This is a genomic window from Oceanobacillus sp. FSL K6-3682 (assembly GCF_037976165.1).
Classification (GTDB): domain Bacteria; phylum Bacillota; class Bacilli; order Bacillales; family Amphibacillaceae; genus Oceanobacillus; species Oceanobacillus sojae.
Genome location: NZ_CP150263.1, coordinates 1,427,790 through 1,443,837, shown reverse-complemented (window position 1 = coordinate 1,443,837; position 16,048 = coordinate 1,427,790). Strand labels below are relative to the sequence as shown.

The following is a 16,048-nucleotide window of genomic DNA, read 5'->3' as shown; positions in this document are numbered from 1 at the left end:
AAAATCATTTCACTTGTTCCTCCAGCTTACTTATCCTTTCTTCAAGCTGCTCCGCTCTTTCATCCAGGCGTTTCACATCGATTAGCTGCTGAATTTTCTGCTCCAGCCGGTCTATCTTTCTCTCTAATCTGCTAATGCTGTCTGTATCATTTGGTGATGATTCAAAATAAGCGTTCGGGAAAATAGATGCAAGCTTTTCATTTTCTTCTGTTACTTCAAAATGAATACTGTAATCCTCTCCTGTTACTTCTTTTACAGACTCTGCAACCAATGTACTATATTTTTCCTTCAGCCAATCTATTGTAAATTCACTGGACGAATAGACAGTTAAAGCATCCTCTACAAATTCAGCTGTAGTTTTCTTAAACCATGTGTCAAAACTGGGTTTAGATATTTGGTAGCTTATTTTCTCTAATACTTTTTGCCATATACCCATTGAATTTTCCTCCTGTATGTTTTATTCAAAGTTATCAGCTGGTTTTCATTCACTGCCGTATGCTATTCTTCATATAAAAACATCAAAATAATTATAATAATACTACATTTGCTTCTTCACCATTCTGTTCATAATAAAATTCCGAAATTTTTTCATCAACAAACACTCTATACATTTCTAGAAAATCATTAGCCAGCGTATAATCTGGCAGTTCATCCTTTTCAATCCAGAATACCTTTCCTTCATCGGAGCTTGTTAACTCTCCGGAAAAGGAAGCTGTTTTATAAAATAAAACAACGTATCTTTCATCTTGATCAGTCTGAAATTGCTTCGTCCCGCACAGGACAGGATTTTTAATATGTAAGCCCGTCTCTTCCTTTACTTCCCGTACAACTGCGTCATGAAAGGATTCTCTTTTTTCAATATGTCCTCCTGGAAAAGTAATACCCGGCCAGTTTGGATTTTGTCTGTCTTGAACTAAAATTTGCCCCTTCTCATTTTCAATCATACACATATTCGTAAAAATTGCTGCCTCAGATCTTCCCATTTGAATCCCCTTCCCTTTTTATCTATCATTTTCATTATTATCTAGTATACCATTGTGCAAAGATCGATAAAGCTATATTATGTTATGATTGAAACAAATCCTGTATCAAAATTATAATAGCATTTACAGAAAGAAGGCATAAAAATGAAGATAGATATTCCTAAAATTTCACCTATATTAACAGAAAAAAGATTTACCGATATTTTTTATGATGAGGATCCCATGCTGGAAATGTGTGAAATTACTGGAGCTGATTTCACCAATGAAGTTGTGGAACGTGTACGGATTTACGATGCAGTCTTAAAAAATTGTCAATTCAATCAGACGGATTTTGGCAATATAGAGCTGACGGATGTCCGTTTCGAAAATTGTGACCTCTCAAATGTAAACCTGACAAAATCCTCTATCCACCGCGTAGAGTTTATTCATTGCAAGCTGGTCGGCTGTGAATTCCCGGAGTCCTCCATCGGCAATGTCAGATTTGACGATTCCACCTTAAATCTGGCCACTTTCGGAAACGCCAAGCTGGAAAAGGTCATATTTAATGAAGCTGTATTAACGAATGTTGACTTTTATAATTGCAAATTCAAAAAAATAGAGTTTAACCGCTGTGATCTAAATGATGCTAACTTTGAAGAGACCTCTCTGAAGGGAATAGATATAAGCTCCTCCAGCTTTGAAGCATTGACTGTTTCCCTGGAAAGTTTAAAAGGCTGCAAGGTGTCTTCCTATCAGGCGATTCAGTTTGCTTCTTTGATTGGATTGATTGTTAAGGAATAAGAAAAGTCTTTCCTGAGAAAATCGGGAAAAGGCTTTTTTTCCCTGTTTTTACTGTGAAAATGATTGCACTGTGATAAAATGGGAAACACATTGTGAAGTTATGAACTTGCATTCGGAATAATAATGCAAACAGAATTATTATTTCCGTACCCAAAGCTACTTCCATCCAGAGGTGAAATCATCATGAAAAAAATGTTAAAATTCTTATTATTTTCTATTGGAGCACTCTTATTTTTAACTTCTTTACCCTTAAGCACAAAAATGATCATGGAGCTTATACATAATCAAAAAATGAATGCAGCGTATGAGATTACAAATGTGAGTACAGGGGGGCCGCCTACTGAATCTACATTTCATTTTAATGATCACATAATAGAAACAGAGGAAACTGTAAAAATAGAGAATAGCCATAGAGACCCTTGGAGCAGAAAAATGAGCATCGCAGATTTATCATTAAAAATCAACGGTGAGGGACTGGATAAATTGAAAGATTATCCTGTCAGAATGGAGGAAGCAGGATTAAACCGGTACTATGGAGAAATTGCCTATTTAACCCTGGAGGATAAAAGTAATGATAAAACGCAATTCATTATACTTTTAAAGAAAACAAAAGAAGTTGAAAAAGAAACGTCAGACGGAGATATAACTGACAGAGTTCCAGATGAAAAATTAAAATACACCGCGCATATATTAGATGAAAACGGCAATATAAATATGACTTCTTTCAGCTTCACTGATCGGGACGCTTTACAAACAGAGCTGCTTTCTGCCGGCTCTTTGGCTCCTTATCCGATTGGATATTATACCGATGCGCGGGAGAGTATTCCTACAATAATTTTCCCTATCCTATTTCCATTCGTAACATTAGCTGTGGGATTTATATTATTGGTTCTCTTCTTTCTTATTAGACAAGGAGAGAAACTGAATAGGACAGCTTGATTAAAATGTTTATTTACCTTATTTTGTGGTATATTTTTAGTGTAGTAATTTTATCGGAAAAGGGGTTTTAAAATGGTGAAGCACGTAAAATTAGGTAAATCTGATATTTCGGTAAATCCAATCGGTTTAGGCACGAATGCTGTAGGCGGTCATAATCTGTATCCAAATATGCTGGATGAAGAACAAGGAAAAGACGTTGTCCGTACAGCACTGGATAATGGTATTAATATGCTGGATACAGCATTTATTTATGGACCGGAGCGCTCTGAAGAGTTGGTAGGAGAAGTTATGCAAGAATATAAACGTGAAGATATTGTACTGGCAACGAAAGCAGCGCATAAATTTGTCGGTAACGATACAGTAATGGATAACTCACCAGCATTTTTAAAACAAGCCGTTGATGACGCTTTGAAACGTACACGTACAGATTATATTGACTTATTTTATATCCATTTTCCGGATGAGAATACACCAAAAGCAGAAGCAGTCGGCGCTTTAAAAGAATTAAAAGATCAAGGAAAAATTCGCTCTATCGGTGTTTCTAACTTCTCACCCGATCAATTGAAGGAAGCAAATCAAGATGGCTATGTAGATGTGTTTCAAGGAGAATATAATTTATTAAAACGTGATGCTGAGAAAAACTATTTCCCTTATACAGCGGAGAATCAAATTACTTTTATCCCGTACTTCCCGCTGGAGTCAGGATTATTAGCAGGTAAATATGATAAAGATTCTAGTTTCTCAGACTTAAGAGAGAAAAATCCAAATTTCCAGGGACAGCAGTTTTTAGATAACCTTGAAAAAATAGAGCAAATAAGAAAAATTGCTGATAATTATGGTGAGGAGGTCGCTCATATTGTTCTGGCCTGGTATTTCTCTCAACCATCTGTTGATGTAATTATCCCTGGCGCAAAACGTCCGGAACAGGTACGAAGCAACCAAAGAGCAGCTGAAATTTCTTTATCTGAAGATGATATTCAAAAAATCAGCAATATCTTTGCATAATCAATGAAATACAAAATCCGCTTATTGTTTTAATAAAAAAGCAATAAGCGGATTTTTTAGTGATAAAGTGATTATTTTTTGCAAATTACTTATGTTTACAGATGTTTGCTGACAAAACGTTTCATGCGCTTTGTAGCTTCCTGCAGATTATCCATCGAAGTCGCATAGGAACAGCGAATATGCCCTTCTCCTCCTGCGCCAAAAATATCTCCTGGCACGACAGCGACATGCTCTTCATATAATAATTTTTCCGCAAATTCCTCAGATGTTAATCCAGTGGCTTTAATAGAAGGAAAGGCATAAAACGCACCTCCAGGCATATGACATGCTAAGCCCATCTCTGCAAAAGACTCTACAAAAAATCCGCGTCTTTGCTTATAAGACTGCTTCATTCTCTCCACATCGTCCATTCCGCTCTTCAATGCTTCCAGTGCCCCGTACTGTGCCATTGTCGGTGCACACATTAAACTGTACTGATGCAGCTTTAGCATCGCAGCCAATAAATCAGGCGGAGCCATTACAAAACCTAACCGCCATCCCGTCATCGCAAATGCTTTGGAGAATCCTGATATTAATATTGTCCTCTCCTTCATACCTTCAAGTGCTGCAAAACTAACGTGCTGGTTATCATAGCTCAATTCAGCGTAAATCTCATCAGAAAACACGATTAAATCATGCTCTTCAGCCAATGTCGCTATTTCCTGCAAATCCTCTCTCAGCATAACAGCGCCAGTCGGGTTATTCGGAAAACTGATCATTAATGCCTTTGTATTTGCCGTAATCGCAGCCCTAATCTGCTCTGCTGATACCTTAAAGTCATCCTCTATTCTTGTTCCTACAGAGACTGGAACTCCGCCTGCCATTGATACCAGTGGAGAATAGGATACAAATCCAGGCTCTACAATTATGACTTCATCACCCGGGTCTAAAATAGCACGGCAGCCAATATCAATTGCTTCACTTGCTCCAACTGTTACCAGTACTTCTGTTTCTGCGTCATAATCCACATCAAAACGATCATACATATATTTTGTAATTTCCTGTCTCAATTCGAGTACACCGGCATTTGCTGAATAAGCAGTAAATCCTCTTTCCATAGAAGAAATACTGGCCTCACGGATATTCCACGGTGTAATAAAATCCGGCTCCCCGACACCTAAAGAAATAATGTTATCCATGGAGGAAGCCAAATCGAAAAATCTCCGGATACCGGATGGCTGAATATCCTGTACACGTGACGATAAGCGGCTTTTGGTTTTTACATTTAATTGACTCATGGTGTCACCACTATTCTGCGATCTTCTTCGCCCTCTTCAAAAACGATTCCATCATGCTTATATTTTTTCAACTGAAAATGTGTTGTTGTTGAAATCACAGAATCTATCGATGAAAGTTTTTCAGAAACAAAACGGGCAATCTCCTGCATCGTTTTTCCTTCTATTACCACTTGAAGATCATAAGCTCCTGACATTAGATACAAAGCCTGCACCTCAGAAAAACGGTAGATTCGCTCTGCTACCTCATCAAATCCGACCCCGCGTTTTGGTGTTACCTTTACATCAATCATCGCTGTTACCTGCTCAGCCTGCGGTACCTTGCTCCAGTCCACGACAGTCGAATAGTTTAAGATAACTTTCTTTTCTTCCAATTTTTTTAATATCGCTTTAATTTCTTCTTCATTTATACTTGTCATTTTCGCTAATGTATTTAAATCAATTCGTGCATCTTCTTCTATAATTCTCAATATTTCTAATTCTTTATCTGTCATTACCTTTGACTCCTTTACCATTTCTGCCCAGTATCTAATCCCGTATTTGGATTATATCTCATCATAACATATTCGATGCGATAAATTAATTTCTGTCCACAAATATTTTAAATTTTTTGTTTTAAATGTATCAAATATTTCTATTTTTAGAAGATACCATGGAAAATATAATGAAATCTGGAAGGCTATCAAAGTTTATTTTGTAGAAAAATCTTTTTAAAAGATTGTTTTCACACCAAACCCTATCAACAGAATCCCTGTACATTTTTGAAGCATCTTTTGAAATAAAGGCTTCTTGAGCCATCTTTTCATTGCATCCAGAAAATAAACAAGTATGAAAAACCAGCCTGCAGCTATCAGCGTAAGGATAAATCCCAAAATAATAAGCTGCTGATTAATACGCCCGCTTAAATCAATAAATTGCGGCATAAAAGTAACGTATACTAAAACAGTTTTCGGGTTTAAAATATTACTGACTGCCCCCTGCACAAAGGAAGCTTTATTATTTTTATTTGTGCGATTCCCATTTGGTATAGCATCCATAGAAAAAGTATCCTTTGAAAAGAAGGCTCTGATTCCTAAATAAAGCAGGTATGCAGCTCCCATATATTTAATCATATTAAAAAGAATAACAGACTGAGCAATAACAATGGACAAGCCCAATACAGCAATCATCGTCCAGAAAGTCAGACCGGCTGCTATCCCAAGAATTGTGCAATAGCCGGCCCTTGTACCATAACTAAATGTATTTTTCATCACCAATATCGTATCTGTTCCAGGCAGCATGGACATCATCAGTGCCATCAGGATATATGCAGGTAAATTATCTATCATGCTTCCTCCTCTCAGCTACTTTAATAGAATGAGACTGCCTGTTAATTGATTTACCTTTTTCTTTTTCCAACGAGACTCCAGGACAGGAATAACTGCTGTATTAACAATTAATCCTAAAGGCAAATCATCATCAATTAGCCGTACACATTTTATTTTCATAGAGCTTGTTACCCCTCTCCCTTACTTTCAAAAATCTTCATATACTGCTTCGGTGTTAATCCAATCATGCTCTTAAAAAATTTGGTTAAATGGCTCTGATCACTGAATCCTGTTAAAAAAGCTGCTTCAGCCGGTTTTACTCCTTGTTCCAGAAGTTTTTTTGCATGATTCACCCGAATTGTTTCCAAATAGCTGTATGGTGAAATCCCCTTCTGCTTGGTAAAGGACCGGAGCAGATGATACTTACTCCATCCAATCAGATCACTTAACTCTTTCAAGGAAATTTTTTTGGTATAATGCTCCTCCAGGAAGCTGCTGATTGTTTGAACTTTGTGAGAAGATTCCAGGGCTGCTTTCGGGATAGCCAAGTCTGAGTTTATCTCAATAAGCTCCTCCATTAAATAAAGAAACAGTTCTTCTTTTTTGAAAGCTTCCTCTTCCTCCAATATTTTCAGATGAAGGTCTTTTAAAGTAGATGCCACTTCACTCTTATACAAAACATTTTCTTTAAAACGTGGAAGAATCTCCTCACCTTTTATCTCAAACATTGCTTTTTTTATTACATCAGCTTTTACATTAATACAGCGGTAATCCAGTGTTCCACCGTCTACCTGCTCACAGCTGTGCGTATCATAAGGATTGAAAATAAGTACATCGCCGGGGTGAATAACATATTCTTCTCCCTGACAGATCAACTCACGCTCTCCCTCCTCGATAAAACCAAACACATAATAATCATGAAAATGCGCGGGAAACTTTTGCGTAATTCCTTTAAACCGATATGCTTCCAAATCTAAATCAGGGTCTAAATAAATTGTTCGGGTTTCATTTAACATGCTTAAACCTCCCTTCCCATACTTCTTTATCCTGTTCCTAAAATATCAAGTATTATTTATTTTTTCTTGTATAATATTGCTCTTTTCTCAGACAAAGCGAAAGCCGCCGATAAAATATCGGCGGCTTTTTCTTATTTTTTATTTGATTTCATCAATAACATAAAGATAATGATCAGCGTAAAAGCAGTGAAAGCTAAAAACGGAATCGTAATAAAGCCTAACCAATTAATATATTCTGTATTACACGGTACACCGCCCACACATGGTTTTAATGGTGCAAATCCCGGTACTTTTTGTTCAAGATAATGATATAGTGAAATACACCAGCCGATCATTGCAATTGGAAGTACATATTTCTTAATTGTAAATTCCTGTTTAAACGTTGCTACTCCAAGAATGAAAGCCAACGGATACATGGCAATCCGTTGATACCAGCATAATTCACATGGTATAAAACCTTTTATTTCACTAAAATAAAGACTCCCCAAAGTTGCAACCAGAGAAACGACCCAGGCAAAATACATATAAAGCTGTCTCATATCCAGTTTATTCATTTTATTCACCTAACGCTTCATCGATAGCTTGTTTGATAACCTCGTAATCAAATGTATCATCATCGTTTATCATGACATTATTAACCATAATCGTTGGAGTGGATTCGACTTCAAAAGCATTTCTCAGATCATCATCTTTTATAAGCTCATCCATAAATGTGTTATTTTCAACTTCTTCCATTAATGTCTCTGTATCAATTCCTTCTACACCTTCTGCAATTTCCTCTATCTTATCTGTTGTCACCCATACTGCCTGCTGATTTTCTGGTTGATCAGCAAAAAGCGCATGATGGAAGTCCCAATATGATTCAGGATTTTGCTCATAGACTGTTTCTGCGGCTAATGAAGCTAATCGCGATTCTTCTCCATGGAATAAGACGTTGACAAATGCGATGTTAACTTTCCCTTCATCTATATAGTCCTGTTCTAATTGCGGAAAAATACCTTCATCCCATGCTTTACAGCCAGGGCATTTATAATCTCCAAATTCCACGACAGTTACAGGAGCTTCCGGGTCACCATATACAGGTTGTCCTTCTGTTGATGGGGCTTCATCAAACTCCCTTCCAAAGGATTCTGAGTCCCGATTCACCAGCACAACTAGTAAAACAACCAGTGCGACAACAATTAAAGTAATAGCCACAATTATTTTTAATGGCGATTTTTTCATATAAACACCTCTCCTTATCTCTATGTAAAATATAACATAAAAATACATTTTTGCTCAGTTGAAGTTTACGAAAAGTAACTCCATAATAAAAAATCAAATACAGTTCTAATATACATTATTTTTTCATTTAAAACATATATTTGATTGTCGCTTTTATGACAATATCAAAACATATGGGTTTTGTCTATTATATGGTATTTACTAATAATATACTGATATTAAAAGAATCGCCTATTACTGCTTTCTTTGATAAACAATCACCTTCTTTTCATTTTATCAATCTGAATGCAAGGATATAAATCAAGTAAAGTCAGTTACCTAGTTTTATATAGAAAAATGTGAAGTTGACTACACATTTTTATTTTGATACTATTAAATGAGTAGTTAACTTCACATTTAATGAAGAAATGAGAGATATCATGAATGTTATCAATCGTGTACAGATATTTAGAAAGAAGAAAAAAATGACGCAGGAAGTATTAGCAAATAAGGTTGGTGTATCCAGAAAAACAATTGTATCCCTGGAAAAGGGAAATTATACACCATCGTTGTTATTGGCATTGCAAATTGCGGAAGTACTGGAAATAGATATTAATGCTATTTTTTATTTAGGGAAGGAGTGACCTTTTGATGAAGAAAATAATATTTGAACAGACTGGAAATATCATTATGATACTGCTTACTACCTTAGGAATGATCCAAACAGTTTTGACCGCTACCGTTACAGAAGAGCCCTTCTCCTTTTCTTTTGAATTCGGTATTTTTTGGTTTCTGCTTATCGGATGGCTTATCATTTTTGGTATTGCCCGATTTTTATATGGGAAGAAAAAGAATAACGAGGGCTATAGTACAAAAAAAGGAGAATTCAGCACACAGGATGAACGGGAAGAGCTGATTTCGATAAAAGCAAGTCTGTTTACCTTTAAAATGCTGATTCCTTTATGGATTGTTCTCCTGTTTCTATGCTTTGGATTGAGTCTGCTCTTTACCGATATCAAAATTTTTCAAACCACAGTCATCGGCATTTTAGGAGGCAGTCTTATTATAAGCTTTCTTACTTATCTGATTACGTGGATAGCACTTGATTCAAAGGGTTGAGCTTGCCTTCTTATGAAAACGAAAAAGGAGAGAAAACAATGCACAACGATATTTTCCTAAAGTTAGAATTTCCTCCTCTCTATCAGCCGAGCGACAATAATTCTTGGAATGATGAACATATTTCAAAATATATGCTGGATGCACATTTAAATCCTGATTTTGAAGGAGCTAGCCGTAAGTAAGGTTTATTGATAAGTCTGTACGTTGGATGGAGTACATCATCCCTTCTAAAGATTATCCCAGATTGCTGGATATAGGCTGCTTGCCGGGACTATATGGGGAAAGATTATGCAGGGCAGGCTATCAAGTATCCGGTATTGACTTTTCCAGGCGTTCTATTAACTATGCTAGGCAGTCAGTTGATCAGCATGGATTAAATATTTCCTATTTGTATCAAAATTAATTTAGAAATGAATATGAAAAATTCTTTTGATTTTGCTGCATTTATTTATTGTGATTACAGAGCTTTGTCTGCTGGAAACCGGCAGCAAATCTTAAAAAATATTTATCAGGCTCTTGTTATGAGAGGGAAATTATTACTGGATGTTTTTTCTATGAAAAAGTATGAAGCCTTTGAAGAACGTAATACTTGGGACAACTATCCAGGCGGCGGATTTTGGAGCGCAAACGAACATTTAGCTATTGAAAGATTGAAAAAATATCCAGATCATGTCACTTTGGAACAAACACTTGTTATTGAAAAACAAGCTGTCACAAACTATAATATTTGGAACTGTTATTTTACTGTTGAACGTTTGAAAAAAGAAGTTGAAGATGCCGGATTTAAAATGATAGAAGTATTTGGTGACGTTACGGGAGCTTCATATACAGCAGATAGCCCTGCAATTGCAATTCTTTTAGAGAAGTAAGCCTGTTTTTTTCATATACCCGGATTCTCCAAAGAAGAGATCAAAGTACAGGAATAACCAGTGCTTTGATCTCTTTTCCTTTCAAGTATTTAAAATGTTCCGGCTTACATGATATCCATTATTACCACATAAAATTCATAAATAAAATATCCGGAAAAACCAATTAAAACAACGCCTGCAATAATAGAAAACCCCTTAATCATGGCTCGGTTCATTACTTTCCTTGTTGTAGCCACAATTACTAATAATCCGATATCATGAAATAAAATCCCAGTTAAAATACCCGCAGCAATAAGTAAAAAATTGGATGGTTCAGATGGGTTATATGTATTACTTAACACAGCTCCAAAAACGCTCAGCCAAAACATAATATTTCCTGGCGAAATGGCGACAAGAAACCCATTACGATAAGAGGAGCGTATGGATTTATCAGACTTTTCTCCAGCCAGTGTGATATCGTTATCCGCATTTTTTATTGATTCATAGCCAATCAGGAATAAGAATACTGCGCCGATCAGCCACATCGGGATTTGAATAAAAGGCAGCTGTAAAATAGATGCTAACCCCAAATAAAGTGCAGCAATTAAAACAAGGTCAATTGTCATCCCTCCAAGCCCTACAGCCCAGCCATGCATAAAGCCATTTTTCAATCCCTGTTTTGTCATTTCTACTGTAATAGCTCCTACAGGCATTGCAATGGCAAGTCCTGCCATCACATATGTAAAAAATAGCACCATTACTTGTAAGCTCCCTTCAAAAAATAAATATTTTCTGTCATTAAGAGTTCAGAAGGCCTCACTTCAATTATGCAATAAATGAAAAATGAAATGGAGGAGTTTTTATCTTACTATAAACTGAAAAAAGCGTATACCTATTCAATTAATTTTTCACTGCTTAACACAACTATCCATGGAATCTCTTCCGCTATTTTCGTTTTTTTCGTAAATAACCGGTTTCTTCAATTATCTATCGATACATCGCTCATTTAAATGGATACGCCCCTCTACTGAAGCTCAGGTGATATTGTCAAATAAGCAGCAACGAATAAATTCCACTTTCAGAGTGCAAAATACAGCTGTAAGTAAAAAATATAAGGATGATGATTTAATGAGATACATTTTAGCATTTCTATTTAAATTAGTTATGACGACAGTAATATTAGGTATAACATTAGGTATGATTTTTAATATTTCTTTCGGTAACTTAGTTATTACCAGTTTGATACTAACTGCAGTTGGCTTTGCAGGAGATATGCTGATACTGCCCCGAATAGGGAACGTAGCTGCTGCAGTAGGCGATTTTGCACTTGCTTATATTATTATCTGGGGGATAGGCTCATTTTTATATGATAGCTTGCTTTCCGTTGATGCTTCTGCATTAATTGCTGCCTTCTTGATTACAATAGGCGAACTTTTTTATCATAGATATTTACGTAATTTTGTTTTTGATAATGTAGATAAACCACAAAACCATCTTCATCATGAAAATCTGCAGATAGAAGCTGGAGAAGAATTTCATGATAAAAAAGATAAGAACGAATAAAGAAGGATAGTATTGATTCATTTTTCACTTAAGATTTTTCTGCACATGCATAAAGTGTATAAATTAACTTTCTCTGCAAATCATAAGAAAAATACGATTAAAGGAGTAGTTACCATGAAATTAGCTTCACATGAATTACATGAGTTAAGCGAGCTGATTGCAGGATGCTATAATACAATATCCTGTATGGCCAGCTTTATAAATCAGGCTCAAGATCCTGAACTGAAGGGATTATTACAAAAGCATTTCCCATTACATGTTCAGGATTACAATTTAAAAGTGGAATTTGTTCAAAGTCAAACAACACCTGATATCACAAAATTTCAACCAGCTAAAATAAATCCAGTACTGGAATCTTATACACAAGCGCCGGTTTCTGAATTTCCACCTGCAACACCCCGAACAGAAGTACAGCAGCATACTGACCGTGAAATTGCTACAGCTTATCTAATAAATCAAAAAAGTTCTGCCAAAAACTACGGTAATGCTTCCGTAGAGTGTGCTAACCCCGATTTAAGAATATTTTTGGAAAATGCTTTTTTGAATAGTAATCATCACGCTTATGATATTTGGCAGTATATGACTAAAAAAGGGTATTACCCATTAATGGCTGCACCAGATCAAGCAATACAGACTGTAGCATCTATCTATCAGCCAGTAGAGCAGCCGTCTCAAATTTAAAACTAAGGAAAAGCAGGAGCAGAAAATAAATATTTTCTGCTCCTGCTCAGCTTTAAAAATAAGGAAGGTATTTTCTCGGCATGCTTTTTTCTACGGTTAAAATAACGAAGAAAAAATAAGATATATAGGTTTAGCATAAGCCTCTTTTCCTACCATTTTACCTTCCAAAATTCTGTATTGACTGCACGTTCGTACTCCTTGCTGTTATCACGAAAAGAGACCCTTTCCCTACGCTTTTCAATTCTGGATTTTCATTGGAAACCGTATCTATCCTCTTCATATTCGTGTCCGTAACACTATTTTCAAACTATTCCTCTTCCTGGGCACTGACAGATTCTGAATCTGCTGTCGCATCATTTTCAACTGCTTCCACGTAGCTTCGGATTTGATATCGTTCTGAATCCGATAGATCATCCAATTGTTTATAATTGGTCATAAATGTTAATGCGAGAACAAGCAGTAAAATTGGCGTAACGCCTGATAATACTTTCTTCACTTTACCTTCCTCCTGTTCTTTTAAGATTAATTATTTGTATCGGCTTGCCAAACACCGTTTCTCCGGGAATCTGCAGCACCATATATACTGTTGGACCCCTCGTCGATAACAAGTGATTGTATACCTCCATAAAAGTCAATATCCGTTTGATTGTAGATTTCATATCCACGTGCTCTCAATTCTGATTGAACATCTCTATCCAACTCTGTTTCTGTGAAAATATCATTACCTTCAATATAAAATCTATTATCCTCAACTGCTTCATCAAATGGTTCATTAAACATCAAATATTTAACGAGCACCTGTGTCATTACCATTGGGATTCTTTTCCCACCTGGTGAGCCAATACCGATAGTTTTTTCACCATTCGTCAAAATAGTCGGGCTTGTGAAGCTTCTTGGTGTTTTTCCCGGTTCAATGCTATTTAACGAATCATCATTTGTACTAAAATTCTCCATTTGGTTATTCATAAAAAACCCGCCTACATTATCACCGGAGCCAAAGAAATTTCCTAAGGTATGTGTCGCTGACACCATTGTACCATCTTGATCGATAATGACAAAGTGTGTCGTATTATCGTGATCTTCCTCGTCTGATATCGAATCATTCACTTCATAATCCTCGGATAATTCATCAAGTGAAATGGTATCTGCCATTTGTTGTGTATAATCAGCGGAAGTCAGTTCATCGGTCGGTAATGTATCTGTAAATGACGCATCTCCCACATTCTGGATACGATCATCATAAGATCGTTTGGAAATTTCTCCGATCAGATGAATATAGTCCCTTTGGTTATCCTCAGTCGAAGCAACATTTAATTGTTCAGCCATTTGCAGAGATTGAATTAGTGTAACTCCTGCTAATGGCGGCGGTGCAGAATAAACATCATAGCCGGCAAAGCTGCCGTGAGCCGCCTCAGCTGTTGTTGCCGTATAACCGCTTAAATCCTCTGCTTGCAATGTATTTTCCTTTTCTAATATTTGATCCGCAATAGGCCCATCATAAAAAGCATCTGCTCCATTTTCCTGGATTAAACGTAATGTTTCTGCTAATTCAGGCTGTACTAATGTATCATTCACTTCCAGTATTTCACCATTCGGGAAAAATTCATCTAATTCTGCGACATCCATCCGGTAAGATCCTTTACCAAGTCGATCTACCAAATGATTATCTACTTCAAATCCTTCCTCTGCGTAATCGATAGCCGGCTGGATCAAGTCTTGCATGTCCATCGAACCAAAATCATTATTAAGCTCTTCCATTCCTCTTACTAAACCGGGAATAGCAAAGGTTTCCGGCCTCGCCCCCGACTCTGGTGCAGTTTCACGGTACTCATAGACAGCCGGTTCATCCGCATCATAGGGATAAATCAACATCTCTCCCCCTCCGCCGATGCCTGAACCATAAGGCTCTACAGTACCAAGTACGTAGGCAACCACTACGGCTGCATCTGCAGCGTTACCGCCTGCCTCCAGCACCTTCATCCCAGCTTCTACTGCCAATGGATGGGAAGCACTGACACCATAGCCTTCCGATGTATTCATCATTTCGGATTGCTCGACACCATAATCGGTATTTGTCACTTCCTCCTCAAACATCCCTTGCTGCGCATAAACAAATACCAGTCCTGCAACGACAACAATCGTCAATATCGTAATAAGCTTTTTATTGCTCACTATCAGAACCCCTTTCCTCTAAAACATTAGAATGATCTACTTCCAAGATCAACTTTCCATCTTCTTTTTTAAAATTCTCTTCCGGCTGGTTTCTCATTAATTGCAAATGAATTTTCATTTGATTGTATTTGTTTTCTGTTACGTAAGGCTGTGCTCCGTTTATACGTAACGGAGTAATTTCAAACCTGCCTGTCCCATCACTTAACAGATCATATTGAACAATGGCACTATCCTTAGTCCGGGACCACCCCTGGTCAAAAACAAAGTTGCCAAGTCCGTAAAATATAACGCCGTCCTTATATTTTTCTACTTCTTGCAGTACATGGGAGTGATGCCCAATAATAGCGTCTGCGCCAACATCAATCATCGCCCTTGCTAGCTCTGTTTGTCTCGGGTGCGGCTGATTGTCATATTCAACACCCCAATGCATATTTACAAAAACAAGATCAGCATTTTGATTCGCTTCCTCAATCATCGGAAAAATATTATCCGGTAACGCACGGGCAACCCCTGGACGATAACCGAGAGCTGAGAAGCCCTCAACAAGAGCATCTGTATATCCAAGTGTTGCAATCGTTAAGCCATTTACTTCCTGATAATCTATGGCAGTTGCTTCTTCCAGGTTCTCCCCTGCACCAACATAGTTTAAACCTATATTATCCAGTGCTGAAATCGTGTCATTCAGTCCCTCTGCCCCATAATCCATCATGTGATTATTGGCTAAATTGAGCATTGTAAAATTCAGCTCTTTTAAAGCATTGGCTGCCTCCTCACCCGTATGTAGATGAATCCGCTTATCTATTTGTTCATAATTATCTTCATCTTGAAGTAAAATTGGATTTTCAAAATTACCTGACACATAGTCGGCGTTGTCAAAGAAAGGTTTTACTTTCTCAAAGGGATATGTTAATCCATATTTTTCTGTTACATCTTCTACATGGCGGCCAAACATGATGTCACCAACGAAAGTAGCGGTGAACTCTGAATCACCCTTTTCTTCCACTTCTGCTACATCTGGTGAAAAGAAGATTTGATGTCCGATAATGAAGATAACAATGGCAGCTAAACCGATGGCCACATGTTTACCAGCAGATTTTTTTTGTTGTTTCCCCATTCGCAATATTTTTTCTTGGTATGTTAATTTTTTAGACATATTAA

At 36.9% G+C, this 16,048-nt stretch carries 22 protein-coding genes; 9 read left to right on the top strand and 13 right to left on the bottom strand.

Features of this window, described 5'->3' with window-relative positions; genetic code table 11:
• Nucleotides 1–4 precede the first annotated feature (4 nt).
• A complete protein-coding gene (locus tag MHH51_RS07390; RefSeq protein WP_339285305.1) occupies nt 5–436 on the bottom strand; it encodes a DnaA N-terminal domain-containing protein in 432 nt (143 codons plus the stop codon).
• A gap of 91 nt (nt 437–527) precedes the next feature.
• A complete protein-coding gene (locus MHH51_RS07385) occupies nt 528–983 on the bottom strand; it encodes an 8-oxo-dGTP diphosphatase (RefSeq protein WP_147209860.1) in 456 nt (151 codons plus the stop codon).
• Nucleotides 984–1,127: 144 nt separating this feature from the next.
• On the opposite strand from MHH51_RS07385, the gene MHH51_RS07380 reads away from it, so the two are divergent.
• From MHH51_RS07380 to MHH51_RS07370, 3 genes are all read left to right on the top strand, one after another.
• The gene (locus MHH51_RS07380) at nt 1,128–1,763 is read left to right on the top strand and encodes a pentapeptide repeat-containing protein (RefSeq protein WP_147209861.1); all 636 of its coding nucleotides are present in this window, start codon (nt 1,128–1,130) and stop codon (nt 1,761–1,763) included.
• A gap of 183 nt (nt 1,764–1,946) precedes the next feature.
• Nucleotides 1,947–2,702: a hypothetical protein gene (locus MHH51_RS07375; protein ID WP_147209862.1), complete on the top strand. Its 756-nt coding sequence runs from the start codon at nt 1,947–1,949 to the stop codon at nt 2,700–2,702.
• A 72-nt stretch (nt 2,703–2,774) separates the two neighbouring features.
• The gene (locus tag MHH51_RS07370) at nt 2,775–3,707 is read left to right on the top strand and encodes an aldo/keto reductase (RefSeq protein WP_147209863.1); all 933 of its coding nucleotides are present in this window, start codon (nt 2,775–2,777) and stop codon (nt 3,705–3,707) included.
• A gap of 95 nt (nt 3,708–3,802) precedes the next feature.
• Here the strand turns inward: MHH51_RS07370 and MHH51_RS07365 are convergent, their stop codons facing one another.
• The 7 genes from MHH51_RS07365 to MHH51_RS07335 all read right to left on the bottom strand — a co-directional run bounded on the left by MHH51_RS07365 (nt 3,803) and on the right by MHH51_RS07335 (nt 8,528).
• Entirely contained in the window at nt 3,803–4,984 is a 1,182-nt protein-coding gene (locus MHH51_RS07365) for an aminotransferase (RefSeq protein WP_156987374.1), read from the bottom strand.
• Nucleotides 4,981–5,475 carry an Lrp/AsnC family transcriptional regulator gene (locus tag MHH51_RS07360; RefSeq protein ID WP_147209865.1) on the bottom strand — a complete coding sequence of 165 codons (495 nt, stop codon included), beginning with the start codon at nt 5,473–5,475 and terminating at the stop codon, nt 4,981–4,983. The genes MHH51_RS07365 and MHH51_RS07360 overlap by 4 nt, the downstream gene beginning before the upstream one ends.
• 216 nt (nt 5,476–5,691) lie before the next feature.
• Nucleotides 5,692–6,306, bottom strand: a complete 615-nt coding sequence (locus MHH51_RS07355; protein ID WP_147209948.1) for a LysE family transporter — start codon at nt 6,304–6,306, stop codon at nt 5,692–5,694.
• An 18-nt stretch (nt 6,307–6,324) separates the two neighbouring features.
• Nucleotides 6,325–6,468: a DUF2000 domain-containing protein gene (locus tag MHH51_RS07350; RefSeq protein WP_147209866.1), complete on the bottom strand. Its 144-nt coding sequence runs from the start codon at nt 6,466–6,468 to the stop codon at nt 6,325–6,327.
• An 8-nt stretch (nt 6,469–6,476) separates the two neighbouring features.
• The gene (locus MHH51_RS07345; protein WP_147209867.1) at nt 6,477–7,304 is read right to left on the bottom strand and encodes an AraC family transcriptional regulator; all 828 of its coding nucleotides are present in this window, start codon (nt 7,302–7,304) and stop codon (nt 6,477–6,479) included.
• A 131-nt stretch (nt 7,305–7,435) separates the two neighbouring features.
• Nucleotides 7,436–7,849, bottom strand: coding sequence for a disulfide oxidoreductase (locus MHH51_RS07340; RefSeq protein WP_147209949.1), 414 nt, complete (start codon nt 7,847–7,849; stop codon nt 7,436–7,438).
• 10 nt (nt 7,850–7,859) lie between these two features.
• Nucleotides 7,860–8,528, bottom strand: a complete 669-nt coding sequence (locus tag MHH51_RS07335; RefSeq protein WP_147209868.1) for a thioredoxin domain-containing protein — start codon at nt 8,526–8,528, stop codon at nt 7,860–7,862.
• Nucleotides 8,529–8,947: 419 nt separating this feature from the next.
• On the opposite strand from MHH51_RS07335, the gene MHH51_RS07330 reads away from it, so the two are divergent.
• From MHH51_RS07330 to MHH51_RS07315, 4 genes are all read left to right on the top strand, one after another.
• The gene (locus MHH51_RS07330) at nt 8,948–9,151 is read left to right on the top strand and encodes a helix-turn-helix transcriptional regulator (protein ID WP_147209869.1); all 204 of its coding nucleotides are present in this window, start codon (nt 8,948–8,950) and stop codon (nt 9,149–9,151) included.
• Nucleotides 9,152–9,158: 7 nt separating this feature from the next.
• Nucleotides 9,159–9,626 carry a hypothetical protein gene (locus MHH51_RS07325; RefSeq protein WP_156987378.1) on the top strand — a complete coding sequence of 156 codons (468 nt, stop codon included), beginning with the start codon at nt 9,159–9,161 and terminating at the stop codon, nt 9,624–9,626.
• A gap of 38 nt (nt 9,627–9,664) precedes the next feature.
• Nucleotides 9,665–9,808 (top strand): hypothetical protein, encoded by a 144-nt coding sequence (locus MHH51_RS07320; RefSeq protein WP_198048708.1) that lies wholly within the window; start codon nt 9,665–9,667, stop codon nt 9,806–9,808.
• Nucleotides 9,809–10,042: 234 nt separating this feature from the next.
• The gene (locus MHH51_RS07315) at nt 10,043–10,495 is read left to right on the top strand and encodes a hypothetical protein (protein WP_339285299.1); all 453 of its coding nucleotides are present in this window, start codon (nt 10,043–10,045) and stop codon (nt 10,493–10,495) included.
• A gap of 104 nt (nt 10,496–10,599) precedes the next feature.
• Here the strand turns inward: MHH51_RS07315 and MHH51_RS07310 are convergent, their stop codons facing one another.
• The gene (locus tag MHH51_RS07310) at nt 10,600–11,232 is read right to left on the bottom strand and encodes a LysE family transporter (protein ID WP_147209871.1); all 633 of its coding nucleotides are present in this window, start codon (nt 11,230–11,232) and stop codon (nt 10,600–10,602) included.
• Between the two features lie 370 nt (nt 11,233–11,602).
• On the opposite strand from MHH51_RS07310, the gene MHH51_RS07305 reads away from it, so the two are divergent.
• Both MHH51_RS07305 and MHH51_RS07300 read left to right on the top strand, forming a co-directional pair.
• Nucleotides 11,603–12,037, top strand: a complete 435-nt coding sequence (locus MHH51_RS07305; RefSeq protein ID WP_339285297.1) for a YndM family protein — start codon at nt 11,603–11,605, stop codon at nt 12,035–12,037.
• A 114-nt stretch (nt 12,038–12,151) separates the two neighbouring features.
• Nucleotides 12,152–12,718 carry a spore coat protein gene (locus MHH51_RS07300; protein ID WP_339285295.1) on the top strand — a complete coding sequence of 189 codons (567 nt, stop codon included), beginning with the start codon at nt 12,152–12,154 and terminating at the stop codon, nt 12,716–12,718.
• A gap of 307 nt (nt 12,719–13,025) precedes the next feature.
• On the opposite strand, the gene MHH51_RS07295 is transcribed toward MHH51_RS07300, so the two are convergent.
• The 3 genes from MHH51_RS07295 to MHH51_RS07285 are packed head-to-tail and all read right to left on the bottom strand — an operon-like array spanning nt 13,026 to nt 16,043.
• Complete coding sequence (locus MHH51_RS07295) at nt 13,026–13,214, bottom strand: hypothetical protein (protein ID WP_339285293.1); 189 nt, start codon at nt 13,212–13,214, stop codon at nt 13,026–13,028.
• 26 nt (nt 13,215–13,240) lie between these two features.
• Entirely contained in the window at nt 13,241–14,890 is a 1,650-nt protein-coding gene (locus MHH51_RS07290) for a gamma-glutamyltransferase (protein ID WP_339285291.1), read from the bottom strand.
• The gene (locus MHH51_RS07285; RefSeq protein ID WP_339285289.1) at nt 14,880–16,043 is read right to left on the bottom strand and encodes a CapA family protein; all 1,164 of its coding nucleotides are present in this window, start codon (nt 16,041–16,043) and stop codon (nt 14,880–14,882) included. The genes MHH51_RS07290 and MHH51_RS07285 overlap by 11 nt, the downstream gene beginning before the upstream one ends.
• Nucleotides 16,044–16,048 lie beyond the last annotated feature (5 nt).